This window comes from Nitratireductor mangrovi (genome assembly GCF_007922615.2).
In the GTDB taxonomy this organism is placed as follows: domain Bacteria; phylum Pseudomonadota; class Alphaproteobacteria; order Rhizobiales; family Rhizobiaceae; genus Mangrovimarina; species Mangrovimarina mangrovi.
Genome location: NZ_CP042301.2, coordinates 398,866 through 416,377, shown reverse-complemented (window position 1 = coordinate 416,377; position 17,512 = coordinate 398,866). Strand labels below are relative to the sequence as shown.

Annotated in this window: 16 protein-coding genes; 6 read left to right on the top strand and 10 right to left on the bottom strand. The window is 63.3% G+C overall.

The window, feature by feature from the left end:
• Positions 1-9: 9 nt before the first annotated feature.
• From cysQ to cysD, 3 genes are read right to left on the bottom strand one after another with little or no spacing between them, the layout of a single operon-like run.
• The gene (gene cysQ / locus FQ775_RS01910) at positions 10-837 is read right to left on the bottom strand and encodes a 3'(2'),5'-bisphosphate nucleotidase CysQ (RefSeq protein ID WP_146301943.1); all 828 of its coding nucleotides are present in this window, start codon (positions 835-837) and stop codon (positions 10-12) included.
• Positions 821-2,758, bottom strand: coding sequence for a sulfate adenylyltransferase subunit CysN (gene cysN, locus FQ775_RS01905; protein ID WP_146299698.1), 1,938 nt, complete (start codon positions 2,756-2,758; stop codon positions 821-823). The genes cysQ and cysN overlap by 17 nt, the downstream gene beginning before the upstream one ends.
• 1 nt (position 2,759) lies before the next feature.
• Positions 2,760-3,683, bottom strand: a complete 924-nt coding sequence (gene cysD / locus FQ775_RS01900; RefSeq protein WP_432420038.1) for a sulfate adenylyltransferase subunit CysD — start codon at positions 3,681-3,683, stop codon at positions 2,760-2,762.
• Between the two features lie 514 nt (positions 3,684-4,197).
• Between cysD and FQ775_RS01895 the strand changes: the two genes are divergently transcribed.
• The 3 genes from FQ775_RS01895 to FQ775_RS01885 all read left to right on the top strand — a co-directional run bounded on the left by FQ775_RS01895 (position 4,198) and on the right by FQ775_RS01885 (position 8,470).
• Positions 4,198-5,223, top strand: a complete 1,026-nt coding sequence (locus tag FQ775_RS01895) for an NAD-dependent epimerase (RefSeq protein WP_146301941.1) — start codon at positions 4,198-4,200, stop codon at positions 5,221-5,223.
• Positions 5,224-5,530: 307 nt separating this feature from the next.
• Positions 5,531-7,483, top strand: coding sequence for a polysaccharide biosynthesis protein (locus tag FQ775_RS01890; protein WP_146299697.1), 1,953 nt, complete (start codon positions 5,531-5,533; stop codon positions 7,481-7,483).
• Between the two features lie 81 nt (positions 7,484-7,564).
• On the top strand, positions 7,565-8,470 hold the full coding sequence (locus FQ775_RS01885; RefSeq protein WP_146299696.1) for an MBL fold metallo-hydrolase: 906 nt from the start codon (positions 7,565-7,567) through the stop codon (positions 8,468-8,470).
• A 6-nt stretch (positions 8,471-8,476) separates the two neighbouring features.
• Here FQ775_RS01885 and FQ775_RS01880 read toward each other — a convergent pair whose 3' ends face one another.
• Positions 8,477-9,253, bottom strand: coding sequence for a DUF1499 domain-containing protein (locus FQ775_RS01880; RefSeq protein WP_206064820.1), 777 nt, complete (start codon positions 9,251-9,253; stop codon positions 8,477-8,479).
• A 127-nt stretch (positions 9,254-9,380) separates the two neighbouring features.
• Positions 9,381-11,009: a 3-(methylthio)propionyl-CoA ligase gene (locus tag FQ775_RS01875; protein WP_146299694.1), complete on the bottom strand. Its 1,629-nt coding sequence runs from the start codon at positions 11,007-11,009 to the stop codon at positions 9,381-9,383.
• Between the two features lie 176 nt (positions 11,010-11,185).
• Between FQ775_RS01875 and FQ775_RS01870 the strand changes: the two genes are divergently transcribed.
• Positions 11,186-11,566 (top strand): hypothetical protein, encoded by a 381-nt coding sequence (locus tag FQ775_RS01870; protein ID WP_146299693.1) that lies wholly within the window; start codon positions 11,186-11,188, stop codon positions 11,564-11,566.
• Positions 11,567-11,692: 126 nt separating this feature from the next.
• Positions 11,693-12,070: a DUF427 domain-containing protein gene (locus tag FQ775_RS01865; protein ID WP_146299692.1), complete on the top strand. Its 378-nt coding sequence runs from the start codon at positions 11,693-11,695 to the stop codon at positions 12,068-12,070.
• Positions 12,071-12,085: 15 nt separating this feature from the next.
• Here the strand turns inward: FQ775_RS01865 and FQ775_RS01860 are convergent, their stop codons facing one another.
• On the bottom strand, positions 12,086-12,496 hold the full coding sequence (locus tag FQ775_RS01860) for a MerR family transcriptional regulator (RefSeq protein ID WP_146299691.1): 411 nt from the start codon (positions 12,494-12,496) through the stop codon (positions 12,086-12,088).
• A gap of 67 nt (positions 12,497-12,563) precedes the next feature.
• On the opposite strand from FQ775_RS01860, the gene FQ775_RS01855 reads away from it, so the two are divergent.
• Positions 12,564-13,502: a hypothetical protein gene (locus tag FQ775_RS01855; RefSeq protein WP_206064819.1), complete on the top strand. Its 939-nt coding sequence runs from the start codon at positions 12,564-12,566 to the stop codon at positions 13,500-13,502.
• Between the two features lie 18 nt (positions 13,503-13,520).
• Here the strand turns inward: FQ775_RS01855 and FQ775_RS01850 are convergent, their stop codons facing one another.
• The 4 genes from FQ775_RS01850 to FQ775_RS01835 all read right to left on the bottom strand — a co-directional run bounded on the left by FQ775_RS01850 (position 13,521) and on the right by FQ775_RS01835 (position 17,368).
• Entirely contained in the window at positions 13,521-14,282 is a 762-nt protein-coding gene (locus tag FQ775_RS01850) for an FkbM family methyltransferase (RefSeq protein ID WP_146299690.1), read from the bottom strand.
• Positions 14,279-14,680 (bottom strand): DUF6165 family protein, encoded by a 402-nt coding sequence (locus FQ775_RS01845; protein WP_146299689.1) that lies wholly within the window; start codon positions 14,678-14,680, stop codon positions 14,279-14,281. Before FQ775_RS01845 ends, FQ775_RS01850 begins: the two co-directional genes overlap by 4 nt.
• A complete protein-coding gene (locus tag FQ775_RS01840) occupies positions 14,677-16,074 on the bottom strand; it encodes a tetratricopeptide repeat-containing glycosyltransferase family protein (RefSeq protein WP_146299688.1) in 1,398 nt (465 codons plus the stop codon). Before FQ775_RS01840 ends, FQ775_RS01845 begins: the two co-directional genes overlap by 4 nt.
• Positions 16,075-16,192: 118 nt before the next feature.
• Complete coding sequence (locus tag FQ775_RS01835) at positions 16,193-17,368, bottom strand: hypothetical protein (RefSeq protein ID WP_167812736.1); 1,176 nt, start codon at positions 17,366-17,368, stop codon at positions 16,193-16,195.
• Positions 17,369-17,512 lie beyond the last annotated feature (144 nt).

Genomic DNA, 17,512 nt, shown 5'->3' with positions numbered 1-17,512 from the left:
ACCGGCCGATCACGCGACAGGCGTGGCGGGAACACTGCCGCCCATGGCGATGAACCATGGGTTGACCCACTCTCCGCCCTTGGCGTCGCGCCTGCCATAGGTCAGGCGCCCGCCGACGCTGTCGGCGCGGAAGGTACATCCGCCGGCAGCTCTCAGCACGGCGTCTCCCGCCGCCGTATCCCACTGCATGGTGCGGCCGAAACGCGGGTAGAGGTCGGCCTGCCCGCGCGCCAGCATGCAGAACTTCAGCGACGAACCGATCGGCATCGTTTTCTTGGCCCCACAGGCCACTATGTAGTCGGATGTCTCCTTGGTCCGGTGCGACCGGCTTGCGATCACCAGCGGCGGGTCGACGCGCGGCCGAACGGCGATCGCTTCACGCTTGGCAATTGCGCCGTCCTCGGAAACCTGCGCCATCTCCGCGATCCCCGGCAGGCCGCTATAGAGCGTGTGCTGCGCAGGGGCCAGCACCACGCCCACCACCGGCTCGCCATCGCGGATCAGGGCGATGTTGACCGTGAATTCCGGCCGCCCGGTCACGAACTCCTTGGTGCCGTCCAGCGGATCGACAAGGAAAAAGATATCGCCTGGATCGCCGGCCTCGTGGCCGTCACTCATTTCCTCCTCGGCGATGCAGGGAATGTCCGGGTAACTCTTGCGCAGCCCGCTCAGTATTACGGCCTCGGCGCGGCGGTCGGCCTCGGTAACAGGTGAGAGGTCGGGCTTCTGTTCGGTGGCGAAGCCAAGCCTCAGGACATCGGCGATTTCCCGCCCGGCCAGGACCGCCAATTCCTCAAGCCGGAAGCGGATTGCCCCGTCGTCATATTCCCGCGCCATCATCGTATTCTTGCCCGGAGAGAACCCGCTTGGCGAGCCATCGCTCTATTTCTTCCACCATCTCTTCCGGCGCCCGGCCGGCGGTCCTGATGTGGATATCGGGTTTTTCGGGCGTTTCATACGGCTGATCGATACCGGTGAAGTTCTTGAGTTCGCCGCGCTGCGCCTTGGCATAAAGTCCCTTCGGGTCGCGGCGCATGCATTCCTCGAGCGGCGTGTCGATGAAGACCTCGGCGAAGTCGATGTCGTTCATCAATTCGCGCGCCATGCGGCGATCCGCGGCAAAGGGCGAAATGAACGATACGATGACGATCAGGCCGGCATCGGCCATCAGCCGCGCCACCTCGGCCACACGGCGGATGTTTTCCACCCTGTCGGTTTCGGAAAAGCCGAGATCGCGGTTAAGGCCGTGGCGGACATTGTCGCCGTCGAGAACGTAGGTGTGACGACCCTCGGCGTGCAGCTTTCTTTCAAGCAGGTTGGCGATGGTCGACTTGCCCGATCCCGAAAGACCCGTGAGCCAGAGCACCGCAGGCTGCTGTCCTAGTGCTGCCGAACGCGCGTTGCGGTCGATATCGAGCACGTGCCAATGCACGTTGGAGGCCCGCCGCAACGGATTCAGAATCATGCCCGCTCCCGCCGTGCGGTTGGTGATGCGGTCGATCAGAACGAAGGCGCCGGTGGTGGGGTTGTCCGCGTAGGCATCGAAGGCGACGGGTGCCTGAAGCGAAAGATTGCAGACCCCGACCTCGTTGAGGGACAGCGTTTTTGCGGCGGTCTGGGCGTAGGTGTTGACGTCGACCCGCCATTTTACCTCGGTGACGCTGGCGGGAACCATGTCCGTTTCGGTGCGCAGCAGGTAGGAGCGGCCCGGGATCAAGGCCTGCTCGTCGAACCAGACGATGTTGGCGGCAAGCTGGTCTGCGACATGCGGACGGTGGTCGGGCGCGACCAGCATGTTGCCGCGCGAAACCTCTACCTCGTCATCCAAAACCAGCGTGACCGCCTCGCCCTCGCCGGCGCGCGCAAGGTCGCCTTCCGGCGCCACGATACGCGAGATGCGGGACGAACGCCCGGACTTGGCCACCACCACCTCGTCGCCGACCGCCACGCTGCCGGCCGCGATCGTTCCGGCGAAGCCCCGGAAGTTATGGTTCGGCCGGTTGACGTATTGCACCGGAAAGCGGAACGGCCGCGTCTCCTCGGCCGCCGCGACGTCGATGGTCTCGAGATAGTCAAGCAGCGCCGGCCCGTCATACCAGGACGTGCGCGGCGAACGCGACGTGACATTGTCGCCGTAGCGCGCGGAGATCGGGATCGGCCGCACCGATGCAAAGCCGAGTTGCGCGGCCATGCCGGAATACTCGTCAGCAATGGCACGGAAGCGCTCTTCCGAAAAATCGACGAGGTCGATTTTGTTGACGGCAAGCACGATATGGCGGATGCCAAGCAGGGAGGCAATATAGGAATGACGTCGCGTCTGGGTGGCCATGCCCTTGCGCGCGTCGACCAGGACGATGGCCAGATCGGCGGTCGAGGCGCCTGTCGCCATGTTGCGCGTATATTGTTCATGACCCGGCGTGTCGGCGACGATGAACTTGCGCTTCGAGGTCGCGAAGAAGCGATAGGCGACATCGATCGTGATGCCCTGCTCGCGTTCCGCCTCCAGGCCGTCCACGAGCAGCGCAAAGTCCATGTCGTCACCGGTCGTGCCGTGGACGCGCGAATCGCGCTCCAGCGCGGCAAGCTGGTCCTCGAAGATCAGCTTGGTGTCGTAGAGCAGCCGTCCGATCAGGGTCGACTTGCCGTCATCGACAGAGCCACAGGTCAGGAAGCGCAGGAACGACTTGCGCTCCTGGCGCGCCAGGAAATCTCGAAGCGCCTCGCCCTCCTCCAAAGCGCGCGGTGCCAGATGCTGCATGTCAGAAATACCCTTCGCGCTTCTTCTTCTCCATCGAACCGGACTCGTCGCGGTCGATGAGGCGGCCCTGCCGCTCCGAGGTGCGGGCAATCAGCATTTCGCTGACAATGCCGTCGAGCGTCTCCGCATCCGATTCGATGGCGCCGGTCAGCGGATAGCAGCCGAGGGTGCGGAAGCGGACGCGGCGGTTTAAGACTTCCTCGCCATCCCTGAGCTTCATGCGCTCGTCATCGACCATGACCAGCATGCCGTCGCGCTCGACGACGGGCCGCTCGGCCGCGAAGTAGAGCGGCACGATGGGGATGTTCTCGCGCAGGATGTACTGCCAGATGTCGAGCTCGGTCCAGTTCGACAGCGGAAACACCCGGATCGATTCACCCGGGTTCACCCGCGTGTTGTAGATCTTCCACATCTCCGGACGCTGGTTTTTTGGATCCCAACCGTGCCGCGCGTCGCGGAATGAGAAGACTCGCTCCTTGGCGCGCGATTTCTCCTCATCGCGGCGGGCACCACCGAAGGCGGCGTCGAAGCCGTATTTGTCAAGCGCCTGCCGCAGGGCCACCGTCTTCATGATGTTGGTGTGGACGCTCGAACCATGATCGAAGGGGTTGATTCCCTGTTGGCGGCCTTCCTCATTGATATGAACGAGAAGATCGAAGCCGAGTTCGACGGCCATGCGGTCGCGAAACGCGATCATCTCGCGGAACTTCCATGTCGTATCGACGTGCAGGAAGGGAAAGGGCGGCTTGGCCGGATAGAACGCCTTCATCGCCAGGTGCAGCATGACCGAGGAGTCCTTGCCGATCGAATACAGCATGACCGGCCGCTCGAAGGTCGCGGCGACTTCCCGGAAGATATGGATCGACTCGGCTTCAAGCCGATCGAGATGAGACAGTTGCCTGGACAGGCCCAGCGACTGGAGCATGTGAAAGATCACCCTGGTCGGCGCTTCGCGGATCAGGCCTGCAAAGTCCTTCCGATCGCCCGAACTCTCAAGGCCGCAGGTGTCAATGGCTGTGTCAAAAGCGGAGAGCTTTTGCCCACGCTTGCGATCCGGGGGAATAGGATTTCGTTTTCCCGCCGCTGCCGCGCGAAACGAGGAAAAATCGTCATATCGCCGGCTTGCAGACGGACGGCCCCACCCTCACCTCCAAGGCGGCTTTGGTCCGCCCCCCATACTTGCAATTTCATTGCCATCGGTGCACGAGTGACCGCCTCATTTCCGGCGGCCTCGGTCGATAATGCCGGCGACCCAGCACCGAGACAGACAACGTGGCGATGAAGACGAACGTGCCCCAGAACGCTAGCGGTCCTGATGAAGAGTGGCCGGCGACCGGGCGGCACGTTGCGAATGTCGCCCACTCGGTTTGCCGGGCCGCGGCCCATTTCCGCGTCGACGATGCAGGAGACGCCGACGGAGACTGCCCGCGGTTCCCCGCATGAGAATTCTGGTTACCGGCAATGCCGGCTTCATCGGCTTCCACGTCGCCCGCCGCCTGCTCGAACGAGGCGACACGGTGGTCGGCCTCGACAACGTCAACGGCTATTATGATCCGGCCCTGAAGGCAGCGCGGCTTCGCGTATTGGAAGAAACCGAAGGCGCCATCGCCGGTCGCTACCGGTTCCATCGCGCGGACCTCGCCGACGCCGGCGCCATCTCGGCCTGCTTTTCGGAAGGCCGTTTCGATCGCGTGATCCACCTCGCCGCGCAGGCCGGCATCCGCCATTCGATCGACAACCCTGGCGACTACGTACACAGCAATCTGGTCGGCTTCGCCAATGTCTTGGAAGCCTGCCGGCGGCAGGGGTGCGACCATCTCACCTTCGCCAGCACGAGCAGCGTCTACGGCGCCAATACCCGGATGCCATACTCCGAGCAGCACGGCGCGGACCATCCGCTGCAGTTTTATGCCGCAACAAAACGCGCCAACGAGTTGATGGCCCACTCCTACAGCCACCTCTTCGGTATGCCGATGACGGGGCTGCGCTTCTTCACCGTCTACGGCCCCTGGGGCCGGCCCGACATGGCGCTGTTCCGCTTCACCCGAAATATCCTGGCAGGGAAACCGATCCAGGTTTTCAACCACGGAAACCACAGGCGCGACTTCACCTACATCGACGACGTGGTGGACGGGGTCGTGCGTGCCAGCGATCACATCGCCGCGCCGGATCCGGGCTGGGACGCATCGAGCCCGTCGCCGGCCACGAGCCAGGCCCCGTTCCGCATCTTCAACATCGGTAACGGCAAGCCGGTCGGCCTCGATGAATGCATCGAAACGCTCGAGGCTGCTCTCGGCAAGCGCGCCATTCGCGAGAATCTGCCGGCTCAGCCGGGCGACGCGCAGGAAACCTACGCCGACTCCTCGGCCCTGTTCGACGCCTTCGACTGCCGTCCGACAACCAGCCTGCGCGACGGCATATCGCGATTTGTCAATTGGTACCTGAGCTACTTTGGAATATCATGACCGCCAATCGATCGATCGCGACGGCTGCCGCGAGCACCGTGGGTTGTTGTGGTTGACACAGTCTTGTGTTGTTCGCCGACTAGGCTTAGACGTCGATGCGAATTTTCGTTGCCCATCTTGAGTGGGTCCCGGGCCATGAATCGCCGGAACCGACAATCATGACTGCGCACGGTCCGGAACGGCGTGGACGATAAACAGAGAAAATACTTAGCCGTTACTTTTGGCAACGCGCGCAGACCGCAAAAGTGGTTTACAATTCGATGCTTAAGGGGCTAGAACAATAATTCGCCGGTACGGAAGGGGTGGCATGCGCGCGTCTTTGAAAAGTGGCTGGTCGGTCCTGCGCAGGACATTCGGCCTAGCGCCTGATATCGTGATCGCGTATGCGGCCTTCGCCGCCTCCTATGCCATCACGCTAGGCCACCCGGCGTGGATGAACGTGCCTGGTATCTATGAGAAGGCGGGCGCCTTCACGCTGATCTGCGCCATCTGCATCATCTTCTTCGGTGTCCACCGCGCCTCATGGCGCTACGCTTCAATTCCCGACCTTGTGGCCGTATTGAAGGCGGCGCTGGCCACTGTCGCGATCTATACCGTGGCGGTGTTTCTGGTCTCGCGTGGCGACAATGTGCCGCGCAGCGTGCCGATCCTGTCGACGCTCTTCCTGATTGCCGGGCTCTGTTCGGTGCGACTTGCGTATCGGCTGGCGATCGACGGCAACTGGAAGCTGCTCGGCCCGACCCCTGGCTGGGGTCGCGGCACCGGGGCGCGAAACGTCATCCTGGTCGGGCTTTCGCACGGAGCCGAAAGCTACATACGCGCAGCCAAGCGGCTCTCCAAGGACATCAATATCGCCGGCATCGTCGACGACGCCGAGGTCAACCACTCGCGGCTGGTCCAGGGCGTAAAGGTGATCGGCGGTATTGATCGGCTGCCCACGATCGTTGAACTGGCCGCAAGGCACGGGCGACCGATCGACGAATTGATCGTCACCGAACTGAAGCCGAGCCGCCAGTGGCTGAGCGAGATGGTCGATCTTTCGACCTCACTGGGCATCAAGGTGTCGCGCATCCCCGATCTGACCGCCACGTCGACGATCACCAACAATCTGCTCGAACCCAAGGCCATCGAGCTTGGCGACCTGCTCGGGCGCCCCGAGGTCGAAACGGATTTCCAGAGCGTCGCACGCCTCATCAGCGGCGGTGTAGTGCTTGCGACTGGCGCCGGCGGCTCGATCGGTTCGGAGCTCTGCCGGCAGATAGCATCGTTCGGACCGAAGCAACTCATCATCACGGACAGCTCCGAGCACCATCTCTATATGCTCGACAAGGAACTTCGGGGATCCTATCCGGATCTTCCGATCGTGACCCGGATCGTCAATGTGCGCGATCGCGTGCGCGTCGAGGCACTCTTCAGGGAGTACAAGCCGAGCGCAGTGTTCCATGCCGCGGCGCTCAAGCACGTGCCGCTGGTCGAGGAAAATCCGATCGAAGGCATCAAGACCAATGTGCTTGGCACCTGCGCGGTCGCCAACGCCGCGCTTGCCAATGATGTCTCGACCTTCGTGATGATCTCGACCGATAAGGCGGTGAACCCCACCAACATCATGGGTGCGACGAAGCGGGCGGCCGAAGCCTATTGCCAGGCGCTCGACGTCAGTTCGGAAAAGACCCGGTTCAAGACAGTGCGCTTTGGCAACGTGCTCGGCTCCAACGGTTCGGTCGTTCCGCGCTTTCAGGAGCAGATCGCCGAGGGCGGGCCGGTGACGGTCACCCATCCGCACATCGTGCGCTATTTCATGACCATTCCCGAGGCCGTTCGCCTCGTGCTCCATGCCTCCGGCTACGCCCGGCAGCGGGGCGGCGAGCGTGGCAAGATCATGGTGCTCGACATGGGCAAGCCGGTCCGCATCGTCGATCTGGCCGAGCGCATGATCCAGCTCGCCGGCTACCGTCCGCGCGTCGATATCGACATTGTGTTTACAGGCCTGCGGCCCGGCGAGAAGCTCTATGAAGAGCTGTTCGACCCTTCCGAGATCCAGGATGGCCGCACCGAGGAAGGCTTCGTTGTCGCCTCGCCGCGCGTGATCGACAAGTCGCTGCTGTTGCGCACACTCGACGGCCTGCGCAGCGCTGTCGAGCAGGAAGATGTCACTCGTGCCATCAAGCTCCTGACGCATATCGTTCCCGAATATGCGCCCAAGGCGGCCGGCGCCGAAGACGACGAAGCAATCGGCGGTGACCGCCGCGAGCCGGCCTAGCCTGTCGCGAAAACCGGGACAGTCGGCAAGGCGCTCCCGTTAACACGTCCTCGACTATCCGCCTTCCCACACGCAATCGCCATGGCCCTCGCTTTCGACATGGATTTTGATCCCGCCCATGGCACTGCGGTCGAGGTCGCGCCCCATGTTCGAAGGATTACGGTCAACAATCCTGGACCCTTCACGTTTCACGGCACGAACACCTACCTGATCGGTGAGCAGAGCCTGGCGATCATCGACCCCGGCCCGGAAGACGATCAGCACTTCGAGGCCGTCATGCTGGCCGTGGCCGACAGGCCTGTCAGCCACATATTGGTCAGCCACACCCACCGCGATCATTCGCCGCTGGCGCAGCGGCTGCAACAGGCGACGGGCGCGGTCATCTGCGCCGAGGGTCCGCACCGCCCAGCGCGTCCGCTGAGGATTGGCGAAATCAATCCCCTCGACGCGAGCGCCGACACAGAGTTCTCGCCTGACCGGCCACTTGCGGACAGCGAAATCGTCGAGGGCGACGGCTGGGCGCTGCGCGCCGTGCACACGCCGGGCCATACGGCGAACCACGTGGCGTTCGCGCTGGAGGGCACGGGTATTCTGTTTTCGGCCGATCACGTGATGGCATGGGCTACGTCGATCGTCGCTCCGCCGGATGGCGCGATGGCGGACTACATGGCCTCCCTGGACAAGCTGCTGGTACGCGACGACAGGCTTTATCTGCCGGGTCATGGCGGACCGGTGGTGCAGCCAGCGGCCTTCGTGCGCGGCCTCAAGGCGCATCGCAAGATGCGCGAGCGCGCGGTGTTGGAACGCCTGAAGGCCGGCGACCGGACCATTCCCGATATGGTCCGGGTGATCTATCGCGACACCGATCCGCGCCTGCACGGGGCCGCGGCACTCTCGGTTCTGGCGCATCTGGAAGACATCGTCGCGCGCGGCGACGCGTCTGTCGACGGCGATCTCGGCATCGACGCCAGCTTCGCACCGCGATGATGGGGTTCAGATCGTCGGCTCCGCGAGATCGGCGATCAGGGCGTCGAGATCGGCCAGGAAGCGCCTGATCCTCAGGCCGTTGTCGCCCAGGTCATGAGCGCCGTAATGCGATGCCGAACGCATGTCGACAAAGGTCGTTTCGCCTTCGTCGGTGATCCTGATCGCCACATCGGCCGGGAGGCGCAGCAGGTAGGAGGATGCCAGCGCCTCGATTGTCATCTCGCCCTGCTCCGGCAGCGCGCCGCGCTGCTCGACGACCGGCCAGCCACGCCGTGCGAGAATGCTCCGGATCGCCTCCAGGACCCGGTCGGGAGCCGCTTGGTAGCGGCGGCCATCGATCTCGGGATAGCTTCCGGCGATCGTTGCGGCGGCGGCAGCGTCGATCGGAACAATGCGGTTGGCGCGTGGGTCACGCAGGATTGCAGCGGCGCGGAAGCCGGGCGGATCGGTTAGGTCGGTCGCAACATCGACAAGCGGCGGATACTCGTAGGCGCGCCACGCCCCGACGGCGAAAGGCGCCAAGGTAAGGAGCGCTAGCAAGGAAGCTCTGACCAGCCGACCGGCGCCGCTCGCACCGTCGCTCCAGACCGCGGCAAAGCCGGCGAAAGCGGCGCCCAGAGCGACAAGCGCCAGAACGGCGACGAGGCCAAGTACCCAGAGGAACGCGACCGTTTCCATCGCCAGGTAACGGTGCGCGGCCACCGCGACCAGCATCAGGACGGCGGCCAACCCTGCAAGCCGTGCTGACCAGATCGCGGCAGGCGGATGTGACGATTCAACCAACTTACGGGAACCCAGCAAAGTCCGATCGGGCGCCATCAATAGAGCACACAAGGTCCGTTCGGAACCCGCCTGCACAGCGCGTTGTGGCTATCGCCGTCTCCGCTGCCTTCCAGCAAACGGCGTACGATCACGCCGTCGGCAACCGGTAGCCGCGAAACTGCTCGCGCAACGTCGTTTTCTGTATCTTGCCGGTCGCCGTGTGCGGAATTTCGTCGACGAAGGTCACATCGTCCGGGAGCCACCATTTGGCGCATCGCCCCTTCATGTAATCGAGGATGGCGTCCTTCGAAGGTTCCTTGCCCGGCTTTGGCACAACGATCAGCAGCGGCCGCTCGTCCCATTTCGGATGCGCAACGCCGATCACGGCAGCTTCGGCGATATCAGGATGGCCGACGGCAAGATTTTCCAGGTCGATCGTGGAAATCCACTCGCCGCCAGACTTGATCACGTCCTTGGCGCGGTCGGTAATCTGCATGTAGCCGTGCGGATCGATATGCGCCACGTCACCCGTATCGAACCAGTTCTCCTCATCGAACTGCTCGGTGCCGGCACCGCCATAATAGGCGGCTGCCACCGCCGGCCCGCGTACCTTCAAGCGCCCGAAGGTCTTGCCGTCCCAGGGCAGTTCGTGGTTTTCGTCGTCGGTCACCTTCATTTCGACGCCGAAAGGCGCATGACCCTGCTTCTCCTGCAGATCAAGCAGCTTGTCGCCGCCAAGTTCGGCATATTCTGGTTTGATCGAACCGAGCGAGCCCAGTGGCGACATCTCGGTCATGCCCCAGGCGTGGATGACCTGAACGTCGTAGTTCTTCTGGAACTTCTCGGTCATGGCGCGCGGGCAGGCCGAGCCGCCGATCACGACCTTCTTCAAATGTGGCAGTTCCTTGCCGGTTTCCTCAAGGTGCTGCAGCAGCATCAGCCACACGGTCGGCACCGCGGCCGTGAACGACACTTTCTCGGTGTCGAGCAGTTCGTAGATCGACGGACCGTCCATCTTCGCGCCGGGCATGACGAGCTTGGCCCCGATCATCGGGGCGCTCTGGGTCAGGCCCCAGGCGTTGGCGTGGAACATCGGCACCACCGGCAGGATCACGTCGCGCGCAGAGATGCCCATGGCGTCCGGCAGGCAGGCGATCATCGCATGAAGAACATTGGAGCGGTGGCTGTAGACGACGCCCTTCGGATCACCGGTCGTGCCTGACGTGTAGCACATGCCGGCGGCCGTGTTTTCGTCGAAGCTGCGCCACTGGTAGTCGCCATCCGCCTCGGCGATCCAGTCCTCGTAGGCGACGGCTTCGGGCAGCGAGGTTTGCGGCATGTGCGCCTGGTCGGTGAGGATAACCACCTTCTTCAGAGAGGGGATCGACGGCGCGATCTTCTCGACCAACGGAACAAAGGTCAGATCGGTGAAGAGGCACTTGTCCTCGGCATGGTTCATGATCCAGGCGATCTGCTCGGGAAAAAGCCGCGGATTGAGCGTGTGATAGACGCCGCCCATGCCCATTGCGCCGTACCATGTCTCGAGATGACGCGCCGAGTTCCAGCCCAGCGTGGCAATGCGGTCGCCGAGTTGATAACCGTCGCGCTCCAGTCGCTGGGCGACCTGAAGCGCCCGCCGCCGGACATCGGCGTAAGTGGTCCGCACGATCGGACCCTCGATCGAGCGCGAGACGATTTCGCGCCCGCCATGCTGGCGCGCGGCGTGATCCAGGATCTTGTGGCACAGCAGCGGCCATTGCTGCATCAGTCCGAGCATGGATATCCTCCCCTTCGATTTTCGGCATTGTGACGCGACGCGGCCACTTGTCCAGCGCCGACAACACAGACCGCCGAAAATATGCCGCGCGGCTAAATATCCGGCGCGCCTTATTGCAGCCATTGTGACCACGGATTCTGACCTTGGCGGGTTGGTGCGAAGTTTGGAGTATTCGCATGGACGCGCAGCAGATCATCGCCCCGGAAGCCGACCGCACGCCGCTTGAGGCCGTCGAATTCGAGCTGGCCTTGAATTCCCAGAACATTTTCGAGAGCGGTTTCGAGACGGCCGTCCACCGCGCCGCGGAAAAGGCCGACGCCGCGGTGCTTTTCCATATGCCCGCGCCCGACCTGCCCGACTGCCAGCGCATCGCTGCCGTGTCGCTTGGCGATGGCGCTGACGCACACACCCTGCTGGTCTTGCTGCAGGCGGATGGAGGCTCGTTCCGCATCGAGAGCGCCGCGGCAAGCGACAATCCTTTTGCCGGCATTGCACTCTCCTATCGCGGCCTTCTGGATGTCTTCGAGCCCTGGCAGGCTTCTTTCGCGGAAAACTGAGGCTGGATGGGGATCCGCCGGACCGACCTCCACGTCAGCAGGATGCGAGGTCGAGCTTGAAGGTCCTGGCCGGGCTCCATACCTTCGTTGCCTGCGCAAGCGACAACGGTTCGAAGGAAGTTTGCCATGAGTGCCAACCCGGCCCCCGGCTTCAGGAACAACCCCGACAAGGTGATCACGCTCGAACCGCACGACGGCACGGTGACCGTCTCGGCGGCCGGCACGGTGATTGCCGCGTCGAGCCACGCCAAGGTGCTATCGGAACCACCCTATCCGGCCGTGCTCTATGTGCCTTTCGCCGACATCGACTTTTCCCAGTTGGAGAAGACTGACCACACGACCCATTGCCCGTACAAGGGCGATGCGTCCTACTGGAGCGTGAAACCAGCCGGCTCGGAAGGCCGCAACGCGATGTGGGGTTACGAGGCGCCTTTCGACGAGATGGCCGACATCAGGGATCACGCGGCGTTTTATCCCGACAAGGTGACCATCGAGACGTCTTGAGCTAATGGCTCCGGTCTAGTGTTCGCCCGCGCACAATTCGTGCTCGCCCAGCGCGCGCAGAACGTAGCATTCGCCCACCGTGGCCGCCGAACACGAGGCGATGCGTTCAAGTTCCGCTTCAAGCCGGCGCAGCCGCGCGATCTTGTCGCGAACCTGCCCTAGATGGTCGGCGGCGATACGGTCGGCTTCCGCGCAAGGGCGATCGGGGTCGGCACTCAGCGCGATGAGTTCCCGGATCGCTTCGATGGCAATGCCCAGATCCCGCGCATGGCGAATGAAGACAAGGCGCTCGAGTTCGGCCGCGCCATAGCGGCGCTGGTTGCCTTCGGTGCGCCCCGGCTCTTCCAACAGTCCCATCTGTTCGTAGTAGCGGATGGTCGGCACCTTCACGCCGGACCTGCGCGCCATTTCCCCGATCGACAGCATCTCAAACTCCGCAAATCTCCAGACACTGGAGATTCTATGAACTCGAAGCGACCGATTCAAGGATGCGTTGGCCCGGCACCGACCGCCGCTGAGCTGGCTACGGCTCCGCCAGATATCCGGCCGGGAACAAGAGCTGTTGGCCCTTTGCCGACAATTGTTGTTAATTGGCATCGCCTTCAGCAAGGGCATTCTGGGCCGTCGCCAACCGGAACGGGGGAACGACATGGAATTTTCAGTATCGCTTTCGCATCCGCCCGAAACCCTCGGGCCGCGCGATGGCACCGTTGTCGTCGGATGGCTCCTCAGCGAAGCCCGGTCTGGCGTCATCTACTTCCCGCCAACGCGGGTCCGTTCGGCGGAAATGAACAAGGCGCACGCGAAATCGGCCTCACGCTGCCCGGCGGTGATCAATCTCGAAAGCCGCTATTTCGAGGTCAAATGCCCTTTCGACCTCAGCCTGCAATTCGTCCGTGACAAGGAAGGAAGGCCGGCGGTGCGCAACCTTCTGGGCGACGCCAGCCCGGTCAGGAAAAAGAAGCTCACCCAGATCATCCAGCTAACTGCCGAGCCGGAATGGCGCTACCCCGACCGGCCGACGATCCAGCTGATGCTGCCCTACCTCTTCATCGCCGACGAACCGGTCTACATGATGCAGGTGTCACCGTTCCTGCACTACAGGGCAGAGCCGCTGCCCGGTACCATCTTCGGCGGGCGATTTCCCATCCACGTGTGGCCCCGCCCTTTGATGTGGGCGTTCGAATGGCACGACGTCAGCAAGCCGATCAACCTGAAGCGCGGGGAGCCATTGTTCTACGTGCAGTTCGAGACCCTGCCGCAGGACCGCGCGGTTCAGGTCGTCGAGGCACAGCGCACCGAGGCACTCGACGAGTACCTGAACTTGATCTCCGGCGCAGTGAACTATGTCAGCCAGACGTTTTCGCTGTTCAAGGCAGCCGAAGAGCGCCGTCCCGAGCGGCTCGTCGAACCCGTCGACCGCCGACGGTAGGAGCGTGGACAGCCCAGGTCATCGCCTGCGGTAGATTTCGTCGACACCGGCGAATTCGACCAGCGCGTAGCCGTTCTTGGTCATGATCTCGCGAATTTCCGCCCGACCGGTGTTGTTCTCGATTGCCCACACCTCAATCGGCACGTCGTCAAAGGGAAAGGTGCGCAGGACGGCCAGTTCGCCACCCTCGATGTCAAGGGAGACAAAGTCCGCGCGCTCGATCCCGTGTTCGCGCAGGATCGAATCGAGCCTGCGGGTACGGACCGTCCGCGCCCTCTCGCGATGCCGGGGATCTGCCCTCACCTTGCCCAGGAGTGCCTTGTCGTACGTCCCCGAAAGGCCACTCATCTGCGTCAGGCCCTCTGTCACCTCGATGAACTCGGCTTCGCCGTCCTCATCCGAAACCGCGCATTCGACACATTCGCAGCGGCGATAGCGACGCGCCTCGGCGACAAGTCTTTCGGCGGCCTCGATCAACAGACCGCTCCACCGACGGCGGCTCTCGAAGAAGAGGGTGTTGGAGCCCGTCCGCCCGTCATGCCCGCCGACATCAACGAAGACGCCTTCTGCCCGTTCGCCGAGCAGGCGATCGACGATGAAATCCTGTCCAGCCTGCGATGTGTAGTCGTAGCCCGGCATCAGCCGGCGGCGGACGAGGTGAAGTTGCAGGTTGAGGTGGCCGCGACGGCGCGTTCGTTCCGATCCGAGCTCCGAAAGGAGCTCGTCGTGGACCTCACGAAGCAGCCGTTCGGCCTCGGAAACCCGGTCTGCAACGCTCACGGGCCTGCTTCCTCGCCGCCATAGGACTTTTCCTCGACGAGCCGCGAGCCAAGCAACTGGTTGATGTCCCGCTTGATGGCGGCTCGCTTGTCGTTCAGCCGATAGACCGAACGGGCAAGCGCCACGAACTCGGCGCCGAAATCCTGGCGCGATTCCTTCCGACGCAACGCGTCTTCGACATCCCATAACTCGCCATTCACCTCCGACAAGGCATCCCGGTGACGTGACAGCGCCTCGGAGGGAGGCAGCGCGGTCTTGGCTACCTCTGCCAGAGCATGCCGCTCAGCGGCAACGTTCCGCCGCCGCGCGAGGTCGGTGATCCGGTCGAGCTTGAGCTCAAGAATGGTAAGCTTGTCGACGAGTTCACCGGCGGAAACAGGCACGAGGATATCAGTCATTGCGGTCTTTTCGGGCCCGCGCTCGCCATGGCTTGGAGGTCGTTCTTTACCCGATCCAGCACGCCCGCCCAGTCGCGCGGTGAAGCCTGCCGCAAAAGCCGCATGCTCGGGTACCACTCCGTCTTGTCGCCGGCGATGCCATAGAGCCAGAATGGCTCCCAATGGAGAAGATTCCAGACCTCGGTACCAACGGCGCCGGCAACATGCGCGGTCACGGTGTCGATCGTGATGACGAGGTCCAGTTCGGCGATCAAGGCCGCACAATCGGCAAGATCGCGATCGGAACCGGCCGCATCGAGAATGAAGCTCGCGGTGCCGTCGTCCACATAGGCGTCGAGCGCCTTGCCCTTGTAGAGAGAGAACAGTTGCACGCCTGGAATGTCGACCAGATCCAGCAGCATGCGGTGGTCGAGCGATCGCATGGTGTTGCGGTCATATCCGGGCGAACCCGTCCACGCCACGCCGACCTTGAAGCGGTCGCGATAGGCGGCCACGATACGGGCGGCCCGCTCAGCCGAGTCCGCCGGCGGCGCGACACGCAAGGGCTCCGGCACACTCCGGTGATCGCGAAAATAGAACGCGGGGATGTCCATGATGCTTACCCAGCAATCGAAACGATCCTTGCGCGACACCTGGTCGTGAACGACATCAACGGCGTCGCCGGGGGCGAACAACCGGCGCAAGGGTGGCCTGACCTGGCAATGGACCAGAGCGCCTTGCGCCTTCAGATACGGCAGGAAACGCGCGAAATTCAGCGTGTCGCCAAAACCCTGTTCGGGAAGCACAAGGATGCTGCGGCCGTCCAACTCCTCGCCTTGCCAACGCGGCGCAGGTGCTTCCGGAAGGGTCAGCGAACCATCCTCCCAGCGTGCCAGATAATTGGCGAAACCGTCGCGATAGTCGCCGGCGGTGAGTTGCGTGAGGCCGAGCTGGAACCGCAGCTTCGGGTGTCCATTCAGCCTCTCCAGAGCCTCTTCCGCCACGCGCTCGGCTTGCGCCAGATCACCGGATGCGCGATGGGAGCGCACCAGAAGCGCGGATTGCTCCGGATCGGTCGGGTTTTCAGCCACAAGTTCCCGGCGCAGACCGATCGCTTCGGCATGTTCGCCGACATCATCGAGAATGTTCGCGTAGTTGTTCCGTACCACCCGGGATGCCGGGTTGATGCGGTAGGCCCGCCGCTGCGCGGCCAGCGCCCTGTCGTGGCAATGTTCGCTGCGATAGAGAACGCCAAGATTGGTCCAGACCTGCGGATCGTCGGGATGGTCGAGGAGGTGGCGATTGTAGAGGCGCTTGGCTTGCGCCAGCTCACCCTTGACATGCGCCTGCCGCGCCAGGGTTCTGAAATCCGAGGTGCTCGCCGAAGCCTGCCTGGGTGGCCGCTGCTCGTTCATCGACGGTCATTTCCCCCGGATCGCCGGCAGGCGGCGTGACCTTCCTGAACGCCACGCCACCGGCCGATCAACGCCACTGATCTGCCCATCCGGCGCCTGCGAGAGCCGAGTGCGCGAGTCACCCTATGAAGATCGAAGAAGCGGTCGCATCTGTGGAAGCGATGGCATCGCCCGAGGACTCCGCGTGGTCCGTTGCCGGAGTTTCGGCAAGGCTACCCCCGACAGCACTCAAGGTTTCCTCCGCGACATCCGACGTATCGGGCGTGGCGTCGCCTACAATGGCGGTGCCGTCGCCACTGTGCTGCTGTCCCGCCAGAACGAAACCGCCGCCGTCCATGCCCAACAGCCGATCTATGCCACGAGGCTCGCCGGAATAATATTCGCCAACAAACTCGGGAGTATCATCGTCGTCCGAAACGATGGCTGTGGGATCGTCCTCGCCATCGGGATTGTCGTCAGCCGTGTCCTCTTCGTCATCGCCGGTGTCGTCCGATTCATCCTCGAAAGGCCCGTCATCCTCTTCGTCGACCGGGTCGGGGTCGTCCTCCTCGTCGACCGGGTCGGGGTCGTCCTCCTCGTCCACCGGATCGGGATCGTCCTCCTCGTCCATCGGATCGGGGTCATCCTCCTCGTCGACCGGGTCGGGATCGTCCTCCTCGTCGACCGGATCGGGATCGTCCTCCTCGTCGACCGGGTCGGGATCGTCCTCCTCGTCGACCGGATCGGGGTCATCCTCTTCGTCGACCGGATCGGGATCGTCCTCCTCGTCGACCGGATCGGGATCATCCTCCTCGTCGACCGGATCGGGATCGTCCTCCTCGTCGACCGGATCGGAGTCATCCTCTTCGTCGTCCGGAGACGGCTCCTGTTCCCGGTCGTCTTCCTCGTCTTCGGAGGTGTCCGTGTCATCATCCTTGGCGGTTTCGTCCTCCGACTCCGTCTCGTCACCGGCGTCTTCGTCATCACCCGAGTTGTCTGGGGAATCTTCGTCGTCGCCGGAATCCTCCTGTTCGGAACCATCACCTTCGGTGCTCTCACCCACCTCCTCAGGAGCATCGTTCAGCTGGTGGAGCGGGGCGGCCGTCTCGGTGCTTCGCGCGGGTCTTTCGCCTTGACCGACGGCCGAGAACAGAAAGTCGTCGTCCTGCAGTAGACCGTCGTCGAGCTGTCCAGCACCGACAAACGCGAGCGGGGTCGGCCCGGTCGTCTCGGGCTCATGGTCGTCAAGCGGCCCTGAGAGATCGAGGATCGCTGACCTGCCGCGGTGATCGGAGTTGTCGGACGCCGAGGCCATACAGTTCTCCTGCTACACTACCCTAACCGACCGTTGGTTCGTTTCTCCCGGAAAAACTAGCACCCGCACAGGCAAAAATAAACATCGACGCCGACGGGTGGTTATCGGAAGGCACAGCGCGGCAAGGCCGGCGAGCAACCGCCC